Raw genomic sequence first — 18,832 nt, 5'->3', positions numbered from 1 at the left:
CGGAAAACTCCTTGGTTTGCGGGGGAATGAAAAACGTGGGCTCAACCGCCGCGGCGGTCGAGCTTCCGGATAGGGCCGGTCCACCACCACAGCGCGGCCAGCGACAGCGGCGCCAGGGCGGCAACGAGGATGAAGATCGGGGCATAGGAGTGGCGGGTCAGCACCGGCACCAGCCAGGTGGTGATCAAGGTGCCGGCCACGGCGGCCAGGCCACCCAGGCCTGCCAGCGTGCCCACCGAGCGGCCGTCGAACAGGTCGCCCGGCAGGGTCTGGATGTTGCCGATGGCCACCTGGAAGCCGAACAGCACCGCAGCGATTGCCAGCACCGCCAGCAGCGGCTGGTTGGCCAGCACGGCACCCAGCAGGGCAGGAGCCATGACCACGCAGCCCAGCGTTATGGACAGCTTGCGGGCGCGGTCCACGCTGTGCCCGGCGCGTATCAGGCGCCCGGACAACCAGCCACCACTCAGGCTGCCCAGCATCGCGCCGACAAACGGAACCCAGGCGAACAGGCCGATCTGCTTGATGTCGAAGCCGAAGGTTTCAGCCAGGTAGATCGGCAGCCAGGACACGAACAGCCACCAGATCGGGTCCAGCAGGAAGCGGCAGGCGAGCATGCCCCAGCTCTGCCGGTGGGCCAGCAGCTCACGAACGCTGGCCTTCGGCGCCACCACCGCCTGTTGCCCGGCCTGGTCTTCCTGGATCAGCCGGCGCTCGGCATCGCTCACCCACGGGTGCTTGTCCGGGCCGGCGCGGTAGACAAACAGCCATGGCAGCAGCCACAGGAAACCGATTGCACCGACCAGCACGAAGGTGCCGCGCCAGCCCAGCCACAGGTACAAGCCGGCGATGGCCGGTGCGGACACGATCGCGCCGATCGACGCGCCGGCGTTGAACACGCCTTGCGCCAATGCGCGCTCGCGCGCCGGGAACCACTCGGCATTGGCCTTCACCGCGCCCGGCCACGCGCCTGCTTCGCTGATGCCGAGCATCGCCCGCACCAGGCTGAAGGACAGCATCGAATGGGTGATCGAGTGCAGGGCGATGGAGATCGACCACACGCTGATCGACAGGGCGAAACCCAGGCGCGTGCCGATCATGTCGAACAGGCGGCCGAACAGGAACTGGCCGGCGGCGTAGAACAGCATGAACACCGTCACCAGCAGGGCGTAGTCATCCTTGGTCGCGCCCACTTCCCTGGCGATTTCCGGCCACATCACCGCCAGTGCGTTGCGGTCGATGTAGTTGATGACCGTGGCCACGGCAATCAGGCCCACGATCAGCCAGCGCACGGCTGAACGCACCGGCATCTTGCGCAGCTTGGCCACCACCGCAGGGCCGTTCATTTGCCGTCACCCTTGCTGCGGTCCATGCGTGCGTGGCTGCCGCTCCAGCGGTAGGCATGGCCGTCCACGCTCACGCTGTGCTCGCCCTTGGCGCTGCTGTCGTCGGCCACGCCCAGGGCGATGCGTGCACCGCTGGCCAGGCGCAGCTCGATCACCTCGGCATCGCTGCCGCGGGTACGCACGATCTCCCTGATGCGGCTGTCGGCGCCGTGCACGTACTCGGCGGTGCCGTTGTACTCGCCATGCGGCTCCAGCACGCTGAAGAAGGTGACGTCCTTGTGGCCGTCCACGCGCTGCAGCAGGGCAGGCTCGCGGCGCAGGTTGAATTCCGGATCGTTCGCGCCGCTTTCCACCAGCAGCGCCTGCGCCGGCGCACTGCTGCCGAAGCGGTAGGTGTAGAAGCGCCCGTCCAGCAGCCACGCCAGCGACCGCGGCTCGCTGCCGGGTTTGCTGCGTGCATCAAGCCACAGGTGCTGGTAGCCGTTGTCCTTCCCCAGCACCGGGCGCTGGCTGGGGAAGTGCTCGGCCTCGAAGCCGGTGGTGACGATGTGGCCGTTGAAGTGCAGCGGCAGGTCGTAGCGCGCGGCCTTGTCGCCGTGCACCTGCAGCAGGTCCAGCACCACCGGCAGGCCCAGGTCCGGGTGGCGCAGCAGCGCCTGGGTGCGGGTGAACGCCACGCCGGGATAGGCATCGCGCATCGTTGCCGAGGCAATCTGGGTATCGGCGTCGGCCTGGAAGAAGCGCACCTGCGGGGCATGCGCCTCGCCACGCTTCCAGTCGCCGTTGAAGTGGCTCTGCTCGTCCACCACCAGGGTGTTGTGGGCCACGGTCTGCTTGGCCCAGCTGCGGTTCTCGGCCAGGTAGATGCCACCGCGCTTGGCTTCCACGTTGAGGAAGCGGGCGGCGCCGTAATCGGTCACCACCGGGTTGCCGTTGTCGTAGAACAGCCAGTTGAGCTTGTCGAAGTGGCCGTGGCCCATGCCCTGCATCGTGTCCTTCTGCACCAGTGCCTGGCCGCGTTCGCCGTTCATGCGCAGGATCGCCAGGCCGCCGCGGTCGCCGTCGGGGCCGTCGCGCAGCAGCATCGGGCGGTAGTCGAAGGGCTTGGCCTTGTTGGCGGCCAGTGCCTGCGCCACCTGCAGGCCTTCGGGTGACAACAGCAGGCGCTTCTGCTGCTCGGCCACCGACAGCAGGCGGTCATCACCGGTGCGCGCATAGGCGATGCCGATGCCGGCCACCAGCTCTTCGGTGTCGATGCCCTTGTCCAGGATCGCATCGTTGATCGGGAAGAACAGGCCGCCATAGCTGGACTGCACCAGCACATCCACCGCCTTCAGCAGCACGCCATCGCGACGCGCGAAGATCTTCCGCTGCGGCTCATTGCGTTCGATGGCGTTGGCGAACAGCAGGAACGGCGCCAGTGCATAGCGCTGGTAGTAGGGGCCTTCCTCGTAGTAGCCATCGGGCGAGAACAGCAGGTCGATCTGCCGCAGGAAGCCGAACTTGTCGTCCTTCTGGCTGCCGCGCAGGGACTTCTCCACCAGTTCCTGGTCGCGCAGCACGTAGCCGGTCATGCCGGTGGCGGCCACCGCCCACGTGGCGTGGTTATGGATCTGGTCGTAGTTCTTCGGCTCGCTGACGAGGAACTCGGCCATCGGCCGGAACACCTTCGATTCGATGGTGTTGCGGTCCTCGGCGGACAGCACGTCACGGATCGCGTCATAGCCCTGGATGGCGTTGACCAGCCATACCGAATCGTTGAGCACCTGCCAGAACACGCGGCCGGGAATCTGGCCCCTGCCTTCCGGGTGCGGGCCGAGCGTCGGGTACAGCTTGGCATACTGCAGCAGCATGTCGCGCGCGTAGTCCACGTAGGCCCTGTCGCCGGTCAACCGGTACAGCGTGCCCGCCGCCAACAGTGCCTGGTAGTTGCGCTTGTGCTGTTCATGCGTGCGCCCGCCGCCTTTGTCCCTGGGCACCGGCACGTCGATACCGGCCTTCATCATCTTCTTCAGCGTTGCCTCGGTGCGCGCCTGCTCCTTGGCGAACCACGGGTAGCGGCTGCCTTCACTGGCCATCTGCTGCCACTGTGCGGCGGTGACCAACACCGGTGCGGCTTCGGCCTGTCGCGCGACGGTGGCCGGAGCCGCCAGCAGCGGGGCCGGCATCAAGGCAACGGGACAGGTCAAGGCCAGGGAGACGAACAGCGGCTGCAACCTCATCGATCAACTCCATTGCGGGTGCGTGACAGGGCAACTTCGCCCACCTTGGGATACCAGGCGACGCCGGTCGCCTCGCGCGCGGTCATCGCCAGGGCAGGATCGGCGCCCACGGCGGGCAGGGCAGGCGCGGCCACCCACAATCCGCTGGCAGCCTGCTGCAGGCTGACGCCACGGCCCTCTACGCCACCCGGGAACACGGTGCTGGCTGCCGGCGACTGCACGTTGCCGCTGAAGTCGATGCCGGCCAGCGAACTGGCGGCATTCGGCGGGTTCCTGCTGCTGCGGTTGACGATCAGGTTGCCGGTGAAGCGGCTGCTGCTGGCGGCGACCACGATGCCTTTGGCTTCATCGTGGCCGACGCCGAAACTGATCTTCGCCACGTCCACGAAGGTGTTGCGATTGATCGTGGCATTCACCACCGGCGCATAGCCGGACAGCGGAGGACTGGCCTGCGCATCCATCACCGCCAGTGCCGAGCGGTTGCTGGACCCGGCCAGCCGCTCGAAGTAGTTGTTGCTGACGGTCTGGTCGGCGTTGATGATGCGTACGCCGCCGGTGCCGGCCTTGTCATCGCCGAGGAAGACGTTGTCGATCACCCGGTTGCCGTTGCCATGGCGCAGGGTCAACGCGCCGGCCGAACGGTAGAACACGTTGCCGCGGTAGGTGTTGCCGCCGGACTTGTTGCTGATGATCTCAGTCTCGCCGTCGCAGCCTTCGAACCAGTTGTTCTCCACCGTGCTGTTGGAATCGCTCAGTGAGCTGTCGCTGGTGCCGACGCGGATCGTTTCGCCCCCGTTGACGCCCAGCGCCGGGCGCGGCCCGAACCAGTTGTGGTCGATACGGTGCTGGTTGTCCAGGCCCTGGGTGGCATCGCGCACGACCACCACGGTCGGCCCGGCGTTGGTCTTGCCGCGCAACTGGCTGTGATCCAACCGGTTGTTGCTGCCATACAGCGATACCCAGTAGTCCTGGTCGCTGGCATCCGGGTTGGTGTAGTCATCGATCACCAGGCCGGTGACGCGGCTGTTGCTGGCGACTGCCTTGCTCGACTCGCGGAACGCCACCACCGCATCACCCGGCGCATGGCCGTTGCGGAACACCAGGTTGGACACCTGCAGGTAGTTCCCGGCCAGGCGCAGGTCCGAGCGTCCGCTGAGGACGACCTTGCCGGCGGTCTGCGCGCGCAGCACGATCGGTGCGGCTGCCGTGCCCTGACCCTTAAGCAGCAGCCGGGCATCGGTCCAGGTGCCGTCAGCCAGCACGATCTCATCGCCAGGCTGCAGCGCCGAGGCGGCGGTAGTGAACTCCGCGACATCGTGGACGAGCCAGCTGGCTGCACTTGCTGCTGAAGTGGTCAGGCACATTGCCAGACCAGTGGTCAGGCAAAACAGCCATGAATCATTGGATCGGTGACGCGCCAGCGAGTGAATGCGCATGAAATCCTTCCAGGGACGGCCGGTCCGTCGTTTCAGGGTGGGCCTGCATACCACTTTCGGGTCTGTTGTAAGCCAGCTTTCGCGCAAAGTCATGCTGCATGAGCACATTAAATTGCGATCAAGTGGTATGGATCAAAGGCATTTGAACAATCGCATACCAATTGGTTGACATTTTCATGTCGCCGTGCCGAAGCTGCGTCCCACGCCTGGCATGCAGGCGATCCTTTGGGAGGAGGAAACCATGCGGCGACCCGCCGGAGCAGTGCACAGCAACTCGTTGTCCCCCACACCCCTGATCGTGGCGCTGCTCGCCGTGCTGGCGGGGCTGCCCACGGCCCAGGCGCAATCCGGCAAGGACGCGGCAGGGCAGGATCCCACCACGCTGGACCAGGTGCAGGTCACCGGCATCCGCGAATCGATGCAGAGTTCGATCAACAGGAAGCGCGATGACACGGTCATTGCCGACGTGCTCTCGGCCGATGACATCGGCGACTTGCCGGCGCCTTCGCTGGCCGATGCGATCGAGACCCTGACCGGCGCCGCTTCGACCCGCGACAAGACCGGCGCCTCGGAAATCTCCATCCGTGGCCTGGGCGCCTTCCTCAGCAGCACCAACTTCAATGGCCGCGAGATCACCAACGGCAGCGGCGACCGCTCGGTGAACTTCAACATGTTCCCCGCCGAGCTGATCAATACGGTGGCCATCTACAAGACCCAGCGCGCCGACATCATCGAAGGCGGCGTGGCTGGCACCATCGGCCTGGAAACAGTGCGCCCACTGGAGTACGGCAAGCGTGCGGCGCAGCTGGACCTGCGCGGCAGCTGGGCCGAGTATGACAAGAAGTACCGCGACGACGAAGGCATCGGCTATCGCGGCACCGCCAGCTACATCGACCAGTTCGAGTTCGGCAACGGGCAGAAGCTGGGCATCTCGCTGGGCTTCCAGCGCCTGGACGGCACCGACCCGGAAGAGAGCATCACCAGCGGTTCCACCTGGTATGCCTGCGATGGCACGCAGAACGTGGGCAATGCCAACTGCAATGAAGTGTCCGCGCAGGCCATCGCCAACGGCGCGCCGTACTACCTGGTGCCAAGCAGCCGCATCTACCGGCTCAAGCAGGAGCGCAACGACCGGCAGAGCGAGTTCGCCGCATTGCAGTGGCGGCCCAATGACGTGGTTGAAGTGAACCTCGACTTCGAACACACCGAGCGCAACTGGTACGAGAACCGCAGCGACCTGAGCCTGTCCAACGCCCGCCGTGGCATCACCCGGCGCGAGGTGGACGAGGACGGCATCGTGCGCCACCTGCATGGCAGCACCTCGATTGATTCCACTTCAAACCGCTACTGGCGTGGCGAGGAGTACACCGGGGGTGGCCTGAACCTGATCCTGCGACCGACCCCGGCCTGGGAACTGTCCACCGATCTTTCGTACTCGCACACCAATCGCCTCGACAGCGAGCGCATGACCCGCCTTCGTGCCAACCAGCGCGACGTCAACAATGCCATCGTGCCGGGCATCAGCAGTGGTGCCACCGGCTACGTGGACTATGACTGGGACTGGCACGGCGAAGTACCCAGTGTCGCGCTGGCGCCGAACTTCGACCCCAACAACTGGGACGCCTACACCGGCGCGGCGCGCGTCACCTCCAGCGCAACGGAGAACGACCACAGGATCAAGGCCGGCCGCTTCGATGCCAGCTTCATGCCCGAGTCCGGTTTCTTTACCCGCATCAAGGGTGGCGTGCGTGCCAGCCAGGCTGACTACCGTCTGCGCGACAACACCCTGGTAACCGACTACGACCAGCGCGTGGCGGCCGACAAGGCGAAGATCATCGCCGCCAACCGGGCCTGCCGCGCGCCGTTCCCGCAGGATGACTTCATGGATGCCGCCAGCGGCAACACGATCTCCTCGTGGGCGTACTTCGATCCGAACTGCCTGTACCAGTCGTTCCGTGGCAGCCTCGACAGTGGGTTGGATCCGGGTTTCCAGGATCCGAACAATGTCGATATCACCGAGAAGACACGCGCGCTCTATCTGATGGGGGAGTTCAGCAGCAGCCTGTTCGGCTTGCCGGTGACCGGCAACCTCGGCCTGCGCTGGGTCAAGACCGACGTTCGCTCCGAAGGCGTGCGTACCGGGCTGCGTATCGAGGACAATGGTGACGGCACGATCCGCCTGCAACCCACCGGTGCGTACAGCACGCAGGTGTTCAAGGCGGGCAACGACAAGCTGCTGCCCAGCCTCAACGCGGCCTTCGAACTGCGCCCGGACGTGCTGCTGCGGGTCGGTGCATACCGCGCGATGTCACGGCCGGACATCGCCGCGCTGGGTGCCGGGCGCACCATCAACGTGAGCAGTGATGCCACCTACGGCAATCTGGCCGACGCGCTGGATGACATCAGCGCCAGCGGCAACCCCGCCGCGCAGCCGCTGATGTCCTGGAACGGCGACCTGTCACTGGAGTGGTACCCGAACCCGGACACGATGCTGGCCGGCGCGGTGTACTGGAAGCAGTTCAACGGCGGCACCGCCACTGCGCTGGTGCCGGAGACCTACACCATCGACGGCCAGAGCGTGACCGTGCCGGTACGCCAGCAGGTAACCACCGACGAGGACAGCACGCTGACCGGCTTCGAGCTGACCGCCACCCATCGACTGTCGTACCTGCCCAAGCCGTTCGACGGACTGGGCTTCAAGGTCAGTTACAACTACGCCGATGCCGACTACCGGACCCAGGACTCGCGACTGGGCGAGCAGCTGGCCAGTGACGGCACGATCATTCCGGCGATCGTGCCGCCGGCGGGCCTCAGCGGCTTCTCGCGGCACGTCCTGTCCGGCTCGATCTACTGGGACGTCGGGCGCTTCAACATCCAGGCCATCGGCAAGTTCCGCTCGCACTACTACCAGGACTTCACCGGCAACACCGCACAGCAGAACCGCTACTACGATGACAACACCAGCGTGGACCTGCGCCTGCGCTACCGGGTGAACAAGCGGTTGTCGCTGTCGCTGGAGTTGATGAACCTGACCAACGAGCCGCGCGTGGCCTACCAGCCGCTTTATGGGAACTTCCGCGAAGTGGTGACCTACGGGCGGCGTGCGTATTTCGGTGTACGATACAAGTTCTGAACAGGGCGGCGCGGCCAGTGGTCGCGCCGTCGCTCCAACCGGACCCTTGCCGGCCGCGGTGGCAGGGCAGGGACCGGGAAGGAATCGCCAAGGGTCAGCCGCATGTCCGCCAACCGCCTTTACCAGACCATCGCTGCCAAGCTCCGCAAGCTGATCGAGGACGGCGAATTTCCGCCGGGCTCGCGGCTGCCGGGCGAGCGTGAACTGGCCGAACGGTTCGGAGTCAGCCGGGTCACCATCCGCGAAGCCGAGATCGCCCTGGAAGCACAGGGCTGGATTGCGATCCGCATCGGTTCGGGCGTGCATGTGAAGCCGCGCCCGACGCAGGCGCCCGGCGGGCTGCCGGATGTCAGCGCCTTCGACCTCACCGCTGCCCGCGCGGTATTCGAGGCCGAGGCCGCCGCTCTGGCGGCAAGCAATCTGGATGATGCCGGCATTGCCGAGCTGCAGGCGCTGGCCGAAGCGCTGTGCCGTCGCGACCTGAGCGACGCGGAAGCCGGCGAGTACGACCGCCGTTTCCACCTGGCCATCGCACGGCTTTCCGGTAACCCGGTGGTGGAGTTCTTCGTGCAGCAGATCTGGCGCATGCGCAGCGAACTGCCGCGGGTAACCGAGGTCTATGCACGGGTCTGCCATGATGATGGCGCCAGCCGTGCCGACGAGCACATGGCGATCTTCGAAGCCCTGCGCGCGCGCGATCCGGTGGCCGCGCGCAATGCGATGCGCCATCACTTCCAGCGTCTGTTCGAGGCCATGCTGCAGGCGACCGAAAGCCAGGCGCTGGAGGAGATCCGCCGCCGCACGCAGCAGGACCGCGAACGGTTCATGGCCACGACGCGTATCTGAGTAACGGCGTTTCCAGGGCCGCCGGGGCGGGTCAGGACGCTGTGACGTGCGGGGAATCATCCTTGCGGGTGCCGACGAGCGCGAAGTAAGCTCTGCTTCGTCGACGAGGGGGACACCATGTACGCAAGGATCGCGGCAGCTGCGCTGCTGTGTATGACGGCCCTGCCTGCGTCGAGCGCCAACCGCGGCTCGACGGTGATGGAGGACTACGCGGCGGCGCTGAATGCCCGCGGGCAGATTCTGCAGTTGGATACCGGTGACATGTTCGGGGAAAGGATCGGGCTGTTTACCGGCTCGGTGGAATTCCTGCAGACCGACGTCGACCTGCAGGGCAACAGTGCGCTGGAGGTGGGCATCAAGCGGCGCTTGGTGGCAGGTGCGCAGGGCCGGCAGGGATTGGGCATGTTCGGGGTGTGGGACCTGGCCCTGCCCAGGGTGCATGGGACGTTCAGTACTCAGGGTGGATGGAAGAATTACGTGGTGGCCGAGCCGCTCAACCGCTGTTCGAAGTTCACCCCGCCTCCAACCGAGATCGTCACGGTGAAGGCACAGACGCCGACAGGGCCGGGGACATTCACCGAGTACTTCAACTCCGACGAGTTCTGGCATGGAACGCAGCTCTACCTGCCAGAGACCGGTGACGAGGATCTACTCGCGCAAAGCAACGAATGGCCCGTGCCGAGTACAGGCCATGCCTACCCGATGCGAACCAAGAGCGGCAATGTCATCCGCTGCGTCGCCATGGACGACGGGGCGGGTGAGGGCTTCGAAGTCACGACGCCTGCCGGTATCACCTATACGCTCAATCATATGGCCAGCCTTGGTAGCGGACCGCCATTGATCAAGAAGGGATACTCGCGGGGAAACTTCGGCTCGGTTACGGAGTTCGAGTTCGTTCTTTTCCGGCAGGAGTTCCATATTCTTCCGACCAGTGCCCGAGACCGGTTTGGAAATTCGGTGACCTACACGTGGGATCCGGCAAATCCACGGCAGTTGCTGCGCATCGCAGCCAACGATGGCCGCACCGTCGATCTCGAATGGACGGCTGGATCGCCCAGCACGCTGCCAAGCGAAGTGAGCGCGGTCCGTGCGGGCGGGAGGACGTGGACCTACGGTACCGTGGTGGGTGGCTACAAGGTCACCTTCCCGGACCAGTCCTACTGGCAGACTACGGGGTTCAACGTAGGCACCATGGGTGCCGGTGCCGTTCCCGCAGAGCGGGGTTTCTGCCGGAATCCGGGTGTGGTGACCTACGGCCATTCCGGTTCGATCCGCCATCCCAGTGGTGCAGTGGCGAAGTATCGCTTCGAGCCGACGCTGCATGGCCGCTCGTGGGCGCGTTATGGCTGCAATATGCCCGACAGCACCGGTAGCGGGTTCCTCGACTCGATCGAATACACGCCCGCCAGGTACTACACGTGGTCGCTGGTTTCCAGGACAGTCACCGGGCCGGGCATCGACCAGCCTTATACGTGGGCCTACAGTTACGGCCCGGCCAACGGGTGCTATGCCGACGGCAGCAAGGAACTGTGCCAGGCGAATTCGCCGGCCACGAAGTGGGTGGACGTCAAGGATGCAGAGGGCGTCACCACCCGGCACACCTTTGGCAATCGATTCAATGTGGACGAAGGCTATCTGCTTTCCTCGGTCCAGCCGGGCCGCGCCACCACCCTCAGCTATCAGCTTGACGCTTCCGGCAGCTATCCGGCATTGGCCGGGCGACCGGCATATCAGCGTGCCAGCGGAATCATCGCAGCCAAGCAGATACCGTTGTTGCAGAAGGTCATCGAGCAGGATGGCGTACGCTACATCTGGAAGGTCAATACGTTCGACAGCATGGCACGACCTGTGTCCATCACTGAAGCCAGCCAGCCCGTGCAGTAGCATCGCCCCGCCGCGCCCTGTTCGCCCTGGAAGAGGGAGCAGCAAGGACGAAGGCACTACACCGCCGGAACCGTGATCCTCTGCAGATCCAGTCTGGCCCTGGCCCACCCGTGCTGTCGGTGTCTGCCCCGTGACCCCGCACCGACGCATCCGAGGAATCCCGCATGTCCGACAACCCTCCACCGCTGAACATCCTGGCGTTTGCCGGCAGCCTGCGCAGCAACAGTTACAACCGGCGCCTGGTCAGGGCAGCAGCAGGCGCCGCGCCTGCGGGCCTGCTGCTGACCGTGCATGACACCATTGCCGATATTCCGCTGTTCGACGAAGACCTGGAAGCCGCCGACCCGGCCGGCCCTGCCGGGGTCAAGCGCCTGCGCGCGGCCATTGCGGCCGCTGACGGCGTGCTGATCGCCACGCCGGAGTACAGCCAGTCACTGCCCGGCGTACTCAAGAACACGCTCGATTGGCTGTCCCGCGACGATGCCGAGTACCGCACGGTCCTTTCGGCCAAGCCGGTGGCGATCATCGGCGCTACGCCGGGCCGCTGGGGCACCAAACTGGCACAGTCGCAGCTGCGCCATACACTGACCGCCATGGGCGCATTGACCATGGCCTCGCCACAGCTCTATGTGGCCGAAGCAGCGGCCGCCTACGACGATGACGCGGAAGATTTCGACGCGGCGACGCGCAAGCGCCTGCAGCGCTTCCTGGAGGGATTCCAGAGCTGGGTCCAGCTGCTGCAGGGTGGGGCGTCGCGCGGTTGAGCGGTGCCGGCAGAGGCCGTCATCGCCCGCCGGTGCCAAGGACCGGATCATGCAGCCCGCGCAGCTTCTTCTTGTTGATCTTGCCCACGCTGGTCCGCTCGATTGCATCCACGAAGCTCACGCGCTCCGGGATCGCATAGCGTGAGATGTCTCCGGAACGGCTGCGCGCCGCGACCAGTTCGATGATCTCCGCTTCGGCCACATGGCTTCCCGGCTTCCTGACCACCAGTGGCAATGGCCGCTCGCCCCATTTCGTGTCGGCGATACCGATCACCGCGACCTCGCTGACCGCCGGGTGCAGTGCGATGATGTCTTCCAGCGCGAGCGAGGAGATCCATTCGCCCCCGGTCTTGATCACGTCCTTGATGCGGTCGGTGACACGCAGGTAGCCAGCTTCGTCGATGTTGCCGATGTCGCCGGTGTGCAGGTAGCCGCCCGCCCACAGCGTTGCCGAAGCCTCGGGATCGTGCAGGTAGCCCTGGGTCAGCCAGGGGGCGCGCGCCACCACTTCACCGGTGGCGATGCCATCATGGGCGACATCGCCCATGTCCGGGTCGACGATGCGCAGGTCCACCAGCGGCACCGGAATGCCGGCCTTGGTGCGCAGTGACAGCACCTCGTCGGCATCGGTCACGCTGTCCACGTCGATCTGGGCGATGGTGAGCAGAGGGCAGGTCTCGGACATGCCATAGCCGCCGAAGATGTCGATGCCCCGCGCCAGTGCGCGCTGCGCCAGGGCACGGGGCAGCGCGGCACCGCCGATGATCACCTTCCAGCCCTCCAGGTCGGTCTGCGCGGCGTCCGGGTGCTCCAGCAGCATGTGCAGGATGGTTGGCACGCAGTGCGAGAAGGTCACCTTTTCGCGGGCGATCAACGCCAGCAGTTTCGCAGGCAGGTAGCGCCCCGGATAGACCTGCCTGATGCCCATCGCGGTAGCCACGTAGGGTAGGCCCCACGCGTGCACATGGAACATCGGGGTGATGGGCATGTAGACATCGTCACGATGCAGGCGGCCCTGGCGGGGTGCGCCGCCGAGCGCGGCCATCGCCGCCAGCGAATGCAGCACCAGCTGCCGGTGGCTGAAATAGACCCCCTTGGGCAATCCGGTGGTTCCGGTGGTGTAGAACACCGTGGCACGGGCATTCTCGTCGAAGTCCGGGAAGCGGACGACCGGCGTGGCACCGCGCAACCCCGCTTCGTACTCGGTGGCGAAGCGAGGCGGCAGCGGGCCACCGGCATCGTCCAGCAGGATGCGCGTGCGCAGGTCCGGCAGCTGCTCGTCGATGGCGTCCAGCAGCGGCAGGAACTCGCGGTTGGCCAGGATCACCCGCGCGCCGCTGTGGTTCAGCGTGTACGCGATCTGCTCGGGGGCCAGGCGCACATTCACCATCATCAGCACCGCACCGATCATCGGAACCGCGAAGTAGGCCTCCAGGTAGCGGTTGCTGTCCCAGTCCATCACCGCCACCGTGTCGCCGTGGCCGACGCCCAACGAGGTCAACAGGCCGGCCAGCTGGCCGATGCGCGCCTGCAGGGTGCGGTAATCGAATCGGACCCTGTCGCCATAGACGACTTCCTGTTCAGGACTCACCGCCAGCGGCATCAGCAGCAGCTGCTTGATCAGCAGTGGATAGGCATGGGCATCGGGAGTGGGGGCGGATGACATGGCATTTCCTCGTGGGCGGCGTTGCGGTCGCCGGCCTTCTCCGCACCACACTATCAAGCCCTTCCTGCTGTACCAGCGTACCTAGGTACCTGTTCCCGCGCGCAGCCGATTTGATAATCTCGCCAGGACATGCCAACCCTGCTCATCGCCGATGATCACCCCTTGTTCCGTGCGGCACTGCATCGCGCGGCGGAAGAGGCGGTCGCCGATCTGCAGATCAGCGAGGCGGATTCACTGGACAGCGTGCTGGAGGCGATCGAGAACCAGTCGATCGACCTGATGCTGCTGGACCTGCACATGCCGGGCAACCATGGGCTGGCCGGGCTGGCGACCATCCGTGCGCTGCAGCCGGGCCTGGCGATCATCATCGTCTCCGCCAACGAGGAGCCGCAGGTGATCCGGCGCGCCATCGACCTCGGCGCCGCGGGCTACCTGCCCAAGAGCTCGGGTTTGAACGAGCTGCAGTCCGCGCTGCAGTCCGTGCTGGAGGGCGAACGCTGGATCCCGGCGCTGTTGCGCGAGCCGGTGGCGCGGGTAGCGCCGTTCAGCAGGGATGCCGACCTCGCCGCGCGCCTGGCCAGCCTGTCCGCACATCAATACAAAGTGCTGGGGCTGGTGGCCGAGGGCCTGCTCAACAAGCAGATTGCCGACCGGCTGGGCGTACAGCTGCGCACGGTCAAGGCGCACATGACACGCATCATGGAGCGGCTGGGCGTGCGCAACCGTGCGCAGGCCATCCGCGTGCTGCACGAAATGGGGTTGGCCGATCCGTCGCGGCAGATCGAAGAGCTGCCCGAGCGCTGAACGGTCAGCGCGTGGCAGTGGCCGCCAGCAGGTGGTTGATCGCCCAGCGCAACGCCAACGGCTTGAACGGCTTGTTGAGCAGGGATAGCCCAGCGCCGCGCACCGCCTCGCGTGTATCACTGCTGGTATCCGCACTGAGGATTACCGTCGGCCGCGGTCCATGCATGTCCGCCAGCCGCTGCCACAGCGCAACACCGGTATCGCCGTCATCCAGGTGATAGTCGAACAGCCACAGCGCCGCCTCGTGCGCTGAGGGCCCGATGGCATCGGCGCTGCCTGCCGCGATGACGTCGCAGCCCCAGGAAATCAGCAGTTGCCGCATCGCCTCCAGCGCGTCCGGGTCGTTGTCCACTGCCAGTATGCGGATACCCTTGAGGGCGTTGCTGCCACCCGTCGGTGCCGAACTGCGCGGGGTCACTGGCGGTGCTGCGCGTTGCACGCTGATCGAGAAGGCCGAGCCGTGCCCGGGCACGCTGCGCAGGTGCAAGGGTGCATGCAGCAGATCGGCGATGCGGTGGGCGATGGTCAAGCCCAGTCCCAGTCCCTGGCCGTTGCTGCGGTCGACCCGGTGGAACTCCTCGAACACCACCGCCTGCTGCTCCTGAGCAATGCCGGGGCCGGTGTCATGCACGCCGATCATCAGTGCCTGCCCCTGGCGGCGCACACCCAGCAACACACCGCCATGGCGGGTGTAGCGGATGGCATTGGCCAGGAAGTTCTGCAGCACCCGGCGCAGCAGCAGGGGATCGCTATGGACCCAGGCCTGGCTCCGCACATGGCGGAACTGCAGGCCGCGCGCCGCCGCCAGCACCGCGAACTCCTGCGCGAGCGGATCCAGCACCGTCGACAGCGCGAACGGGCGCGGATCGGCCACCAACCCACCGGCTTCCAGTCGCGAAATATCGAGCAGGCCGGACAGCAGGTCATCGGTGGAATCCAGTGCGCCGCGGATCTGCCGCAGGAAACTGTCGAGGAACTCGGATTCGATGTGCTGCGACATCGCCTCGGTCAGCAGCTGGGCCGCATGCAGGGGCTGGATGAGGTCATGGCCGACCGCCGTCAGGAAGCGGGTTTTCGCCGCGTTCGCGCGCTCGGCCTCCTGGACCGCCTGCTGCAGCCTCGCGGTGCGGTCCTGTACGCGGCGTTCCAGCGTTTCATTGCTGCGCTTGAGCGCATCCTCCGCGCGGCGGAACGCCGTGACATCGGTGAAGGTGGCCACGTAGCCACCGCCCGGCATCGGGTTGCCGCGGATCTCGACGATGGTGTCATCGGGAAATATCCGTTCCGACAGGTGCGGCGTGCCACGGCGCATGTGCGCGACGCGGCGCTGCAACGCCCTGGTGGGCGTGTCGCCGGGGCCATCGCCGATCTTCAGCTGCCCCAGTGCCCACGCCGTGAGGTTGACCACCGGCTGCCCGACCTGCAGCAGCTCCGGCGGGAACTTGAACAGCGCGGCGTAGCGGCTGTTCCAGGCCACCAGCTGCAGCTGCGCATCGACCACGCTGATGCCCTGGCTCATGTTCTCCAGCGCGGCTTCGAGCAGTCGCTGGTTGAAGCGCAGCACCTGGGTAGCTTCGCCGACGGCGCGGGTCACCGCATCCAGCGGCGCGGCGCCGCCCTCGCGTGCGGCTTCGACCAGCAGCCGTGCCATGCCTGCGCCCACCACGGCCGTCAGCTCACGCTCGACGGCGGTGACCCGGTCGTCATCCAACATCTGCCCGGCGTGGCCCTCCAGCAGCTGGCGCGCACGCTCCTGGCCAAGGAAGCGTCCGGCGGTCCTGCGCAGGGACGCCGCAGCCACCGCATCCCGCCGCCGCGGCAATGACGGACGCACGGCCCGCGACACCAGGGCCACGGTCAGCAGGTTGATCGCCAGGCTGGCCCCCATGCTGATGGCGATATGGCCCGGCTGCACGCGCAGCGAGACCACCGACAACCAGTGCAGCCCGTCGGCGGCGACCGACGGCGTCGCGGCCGGGATCACCATCGGCAGCAGTACCAGCCACAGCCAGGCCAATGAGCCCAGCACGATGCCGGCCATGATGGCCGCGGAGGGCGTACGTGGGCGATACACCGCCAGCAGCACAGCCGGTGCCAGCTGCGAGAGGGCGGTGAAGGACATCAGGCCGAAATCGCTGAGTGCCTCGGTGTCGCTCATCGCGCGGCTGTACAGCCACGACATCACGAACACGGCGAGGATGCCGGCACGGCGGAACGCCAGCACGCGCGGGCGCAGATCGGCATTGGCCACGCCGCCCCCGATGCCGCCGAGCAGGCGCGAACCGAATCCATGGTTGCCAAGCATGATCGACAGCGTCAGCCCGGACAGGATCATCATGCCGGTGGCTGCGCTCAGGCTGCCCAGGTAGGCCAGCAGCGCCAGCAGATGATGGCCGCCGGCCTGCGGCAGCGCCAGCACGTACAGGTCAGGCGATACCGAGGCCGGCAGCTGCGCGGCGCCGGCCAATGCCATCGGCACCGACGGCAGGCCGATCAGCAGCAGGTAGACCGGGAACATCCAGCGTGCCGTCTTCAGGTCCGATGTCTGGCGAAGCTCGACCACGCCAACATGGAACTGGTGCGGCAGGGTGAACGCGGAGATCGCCCCCAGCGCGACCATGGTGAGATAGTCCGGCACGATGGCCGGTGGTGGCAGCTGCGCCATCTTCTCCAGCAGCGGTGTGCCGGCCTTGTGTACGGACAACGCCGCATACAGGCCAATGGCCAGCAGCGCCACCAGCTTCAATACGGACTCCAAGCCCAGCGCGACCACGATGCCGCGGTTGGGCTCGGTGGCCGAGGCCTTGCGTGCACCGAACAGCAGGGTGAACGCGGCCATCGTCAGCGCGAACCAGAACGACATGTCCAGCTGCGCACCGGCAGGCGCGAACCCATCACCCAGCAGGGTGCCCAGCCCCTGGCTGACGGCTTTCAGCTGCAGTGCGATGTACGGAATGATGCCGAACAGCGCCACCAGGGTGATGGTGAAGCCGAGGCCGCGATCGGCACGCAGTCGTGCAACGACCAGATCGGCGATGGTGGCACTGTTGTGCTGCTTGGCCAGCCGCCCGAGGCGGAGCAGGAACGGCAGGCCGAACGCGAAGATCAGCGCCATGCCGGCCAGGGTTGGTGGAATGGGGAAACCCCATTGCCGCCCCTGCGAGGCCGCACCGTAGTAGGTCCACGCGGTGCAGTGCACGGCCAGCGACAGTGCATAGATGAGCGGCCATGCCTTCGAAAGCCGGTGCCCCCGGCGCTCGCCCCACAGCGCCACGCCAAACAGCAGTGCGGTCCATGCAATGCAGGCGAAGAGGACGATGGAGGGCGTCAACATCGCTCCAGTGTAGGGAGAGAACCGGGCAGGGTGGTGCTAGGGGGTGATCACGATCAGTGACAGCTGCTCAGCGACCAGTGCCAGCTCGCCATCGGCGACCCGCTCGACGGCCTTGCGCTGGATCAGCAGCCACTGGCCGGGCTGGCGCGCATCCAGTGACACCAGCTGCGAGCGTACCCGCACCTCGGACCCGCTCGGCACCGGCGCCAGGAAGCGGACCTTGTTCAAGCCGTAGTTGAGCACATGGGCGATGCCGGGGAAGCCGGCCAGGGCGGCCACATCGTCCTCCACCGTCAGCGAGAGCAGCAGGAAGCCGTGTGCGATGGTACGCCCGCCCGGCATCTGCGCCTGCGCCCGCGCTGGATCGACATGGATCCAGTTGTGGTCGCCGGTGGCGTCGGCAAAGGCATCGATGCGCGCCTGGTCCAGGCAGGTCACGCCACTCAGCCGCTCACTGGCGGCCCACTGCTGCACGGCCTGCAGGGCGGGAGGCAGCTCGCTGTCCGCACTCACGCCACGCGCTCCAGCAAGGTCAGGATCGCGTCACGTGCCTCTGGCTCGGACAGCATCGGCGCGTGCCCCACATCGGGCACCTCCACCAGCCGGGCACTTTCCGAGGTGGCCGCCATCTGCCGCGCGACATCGGCCGGCAGGATGTCGGACAACGCACCGCGTACCACCAGCACCGGCACCCGTGTGGTCAGCCCGCGAACCGCACGCCACAGCAGCGGACGCAACAGCCACAGCAGCCATGGCCGGGTGGTGCGGATCACTGCCGGATCGTAGTCCAGTTCCAGCAGGCCATCGCTGCGCGGGCGGAAGGTGCGCACCGCCATCTGCCGCCAGTCGTCGGTGCTGAAGCGCGGGAACGCGGCCTTGCCGATGGATTCCACGTAGGCCGTGGCCTGCACCAGGTCCATCGGCGGTACCGGCTTGCCGGCATACTTGCCGATCCGTGCCAGCGCCTCACGCGGCACCCTGGGGCCGGCATCGTTGAGCACCGCGCCCGCGATCCGCTCCGGCGCGCGCGAGGCGAGGGTGATGGTCACCAGCACGCCCAGTGAGGTGCCGACGAACACCGCCTTGTCGATGTTCTGCGCGCGCAGCAGCGCGACCATGTCATCTGCGTAGGTGCGCGGGTTGTAGCTGGACGGATCATGCGCACGTTCTGAACCGGCGCGGCCACGCAGGTCGACGGCGATCACGCGCCATCCCTCGGCGGTGAGTGTTTCGGCCAGTGCATCGAAATCGGCACCATTGCGGGTCAGGCCGGGAATGCAGACCACGGTGCCGCGGGGCGCCTGCCGGGCATCCGCTGCATGGTCGCGCGCGTGCAGGCGCAGGCCATCGTCGCTGTTCCAGTACAGGTCGTCGTAAGACTGCGTCATGCAGAAGCT

12 protein-coding genes are annotated in these 18,832 nt (G+C 66.5%); 5 read left to right on the top strand and 7 right to left on the bottom strand.

The genetic code is table 11. The features are described 5' to 3' along the window. Nucleotides 1–41: 41 nt before the first annotated feature. From AC5P9L_RS11590 to AC5P9L_RS11580, 3 genes are read right to left on the bottom strand one after another with little or no spacing between them, the layout of a single operon-like run. Entirely contained in the window at nucleotides 42–1,346 is a 1,305-nt protein-coding gene (locus AC5P9L_RS11590) for an MFS transporter (RefSeq protein ID WP_279915515.1), read from the bottom strand. Further along, on the bottom strand, nucleotides 1,343–3,568 hold the full coding sequence (locus AC5P9L_RS11585) for an oligoalginate lyase (RefSeq protein WP_005413518.1): 2,226 nt from the start codon (nucleotides 3,566–3,568) through the stop codon (nucleotides 1,343–1,345). The genes AC5P9L_RS11590 and AC5P9L_RS11585 overlap by 4 nt, the downstream gene beginning before the upstream one ends. After that, nucleotides 3,565–5,004, bottom strand: a complete 1,440-nt coding sequence (locus tag AC5P9L_RS11580) for a polysaccharide lyase 6 family protein (protein ID WP_005413517.1) — start codon at nucleotides 5,002–5,004, stop codon at nucleotides 3,565–3,567. The genes AC5P9L_RS11585 and AC5P9L_RS11580 overlap by 4 nt, the downstream gene beginning before the upstream one ends. A 241-nt stretch (nucleotides 5,005–5,245) precedes the next feature. Between AC5P9L_RS11580 and AC5P9L_RS11575 the strand changes: the two genes are divergently transcribed. The 4 genes from AC5P9L_RS11575 (at nucleotide 5,246) to AC5P9L_RS11560 (ending at nucleotide 11,631) form a co-directional block, all read left to right on the top strand. Beyond that, nucleotides 5,246–8,137, top strand: coding sequence for a TonB-dependent receptor (locus tag AC5P9L_RS11575; RefSeq protein ID WP_279915514.1), 2,892 nt, complete (start codon nucleotides 5,246–5,248; stop codon nucleotides 8,135–8,137). A gap of 102 nt (nucleotides 8,138–8,239) precedes the next feature. After that, complete coding sequence (locus AC5P9L_RS11570; protein ID WP_005409753.1) at nucleotides 8,240–8,983, top strand: FadR/GntR family transcriptional regulator; 744 nt, start codon at nucleotides 8,240–8,242, stop codon at nucleotides 8,981–8,983. Between the two features lie 117 nt (nucleotides 8,984–9,100). Continuing rightward, the gene (locus tag AC5P9L_RS11565; RefSeq protein WP_279915513.1) at nucleotides 9,101–10,867 is read left to right on the top strand and encodes a wall associated protein; all 1,767 of its coding nucleotides are present in this window, start codon (nucleotides 9,101–9,103) and stop codon (nucleotides 10,865–10,867) included. 164 nt (nucleotides 10,868–11,031) lie between these two features. Beyond that, nucleotides 11,032–11,631 carry an NADPH-dependent FMN reductase gene (locus AC5P9L_RS11560; protein ID WP_065183560.1) on the top strand — a complete coding sequence of 200 codons (600 nt, stop codon included), beginning with the start codon at nucleotides 11,032–11,034 and terminating at the stop codon, nucleotides 11,629–11,631. 19 nt (nucleotides 11,632–11,650) lie between these two features. On the opposite strand, the gene AC5P9L_RS11555 is transcribed toward AC5P9L_RS11560, so the two are convergent. After that, entirely contained in the window at nucleotides 11,651–13,297 is a 1,647-nt protein-coding gene (locus AC5P9L_RS11555; protein WP_180881196.1) for a fatty acid--CoA ligase, read from the bottom strand. Between the two features lie 129 nt (nucleotides 13,298–13,426). Here AC5P9L_RS11555 and AC5P9L_RS11550 point away from each other — a divergent pair, with 129 nt between their 5' ends. Further along, complete coding sequence (locus AC5P9L_RS11550; RefSeq protein WP_062607091.1) at nucleotides 13,427–14,101, top strand: response regulator transcription factor; 675 nt, start codon at nucleotides 13,427–13,429, stop codon at nucleotides 14,099–14,101. 4 nt (nucleotides 14,102–14,105) lie between these two features. Here the strand turns inward: AC5P9L_RS11550 and AC5P9L_RS11545 are convergent, their stop codons facing one another. Genes AC5P9L_RS11545 through AC5P9L_RS11535 form a run of 3 tightly spaced genes read right to left on the bottom strand, consistent with a single transcriptional unit; the run spans nucleotide 14,106 to nucleotide 18,823 of the window. Beyond that, on the bottom strand, nucleotides 14,106–17,435 hold the full coding sequence (locus AC5P9L_RS11545; protein ID WP_279915512.1) for a hybrid sensor histidine kinase/response regulator: 3,330 nt from the start codon (nucleotides 17,433–17,435) through the stop codon (nucleotides 14,106–14,108). A 36-nt stretch (nucleotides 17,436–17,471) separates the two neighbouring features. After that, the gene (locus AC5P9L_RS11540; RefSeq protein ID WP_049450730.1) at nucleotides 17,472–17,948 is read right to left on the bottom strand and encodes a MaoC family dehydratase; all 477 of its coding nucleotides are present in this window, start codon (nucleotides 17,946–17,948) and stop codon (nucleotides 17,472–17,474) included. Beyond that, a complete protein-coding gene (locus tag AC5P9L_RS11535; RefSeq protein WP_227415521.1) occupies nucleotides 17,945–18,823 on the bottom strand; it encodes an alpha/beta fold hydrolase in 879 nt (292 codons plus the stop codon). Before AC5P9L_RS11535 ends, AC5P9L_RS11540 begins: the two co-directional genes overlap by 4 nt. Nucleotides 18,824–18,832 lie beyond the last annotated feature (9 nt).

The sequence above is a fragment of the Stenotrophomonas sp. YJH_SMC_64 genome, assembly GCF_059371375.1.
This window is presented reverse-complemented; position numbering and strand designations above follow the sequence as displayed.

Excerpts from the sequence above, each read along its gene's own strand:
- AC5P9L_RS11590 (WP_279915515.1), bottom strand. The coding sequence starts at position 1,346 with ATGAACGGCCCTGCGGTGGTGGCCAAGCTGCGCAAGATGCCGGTGCGT.
- AC5P9L_RS11585 (WP_005413518.1), bottom strand. The coding sequence starts at position 3,568 with ATGAGGTTGCAGCCGCTGTTCGTCTCCCTGGCCTTGACCTGTCCCGTT.
- AC5P9L_RS11580 (WP_005413517.1), bottom strand. The coding sequence starts at position 5,004 with ATGCGCATTCACTCGCTGGCGCGTCACCGATCCAATGATTCATGGCTG.
- AC5P9L_RS11575 (WP_279915514.1), top strand. The coding sequence starts at position 5,246 with ATGCGGCGACCCGCCGGAGCAGTGCACAGCAACTCGTTGTCCCCCACA.
- AC5P9L_RS11570 (WP_005409753.1), top strand. The coding sequence starts at position 8,240 with ATGTCCGCCAACCGCCTTTACCAGACCATCGCTGCCAAGCTCCGCAAG.
- AC5P9L_RS11565 (WP_279915513.1), top strand. The coding sequence starts at position 9,101 with ATGTACGCAAGGATCGCGGCAGCTGCGCTGCTGTGTATGACGGCCCTG.
- AC5P9L_RS11560 (WP_065183560.1), top strand. The coding sequence starts at position 11,032 with ATGTCCGACAACCCTCCACCGCTGAACATCCTGGCGTTTGCCGGCAGC.
- AC5P9L_RS11555 (WP_180881196.1), bottom strand. The coding sequence starts at position 13,297 with ATGTCATCCGCCCCCACTCCCGATGCCCATGCCTATCCACTGCTGATC.
- AC5P9L_RS11550 (WP_062607091.1), top strand. The coding sequence starts at position 13,427 with ATGCCAACCCTGCTCATCGCCGATGATCACCCCTTGTTCCGTGCGGCA.
- AC5P9L_RS11545 (WP_279915512.1), bottom strand. The coding sequence starts at position 17,435 with ATGTTGACGCCCTCCATCGTCCTCTTCGCCTGCATTGCATGGACCGCA.
- AC5P9L_RS11535 (WP_227415521.1), bottom strand. The coding sequence starts at position 18,823 with ATGACGCAGTCTTACGACGACCTGTACTGGAACAGCGACGATGGCCTG.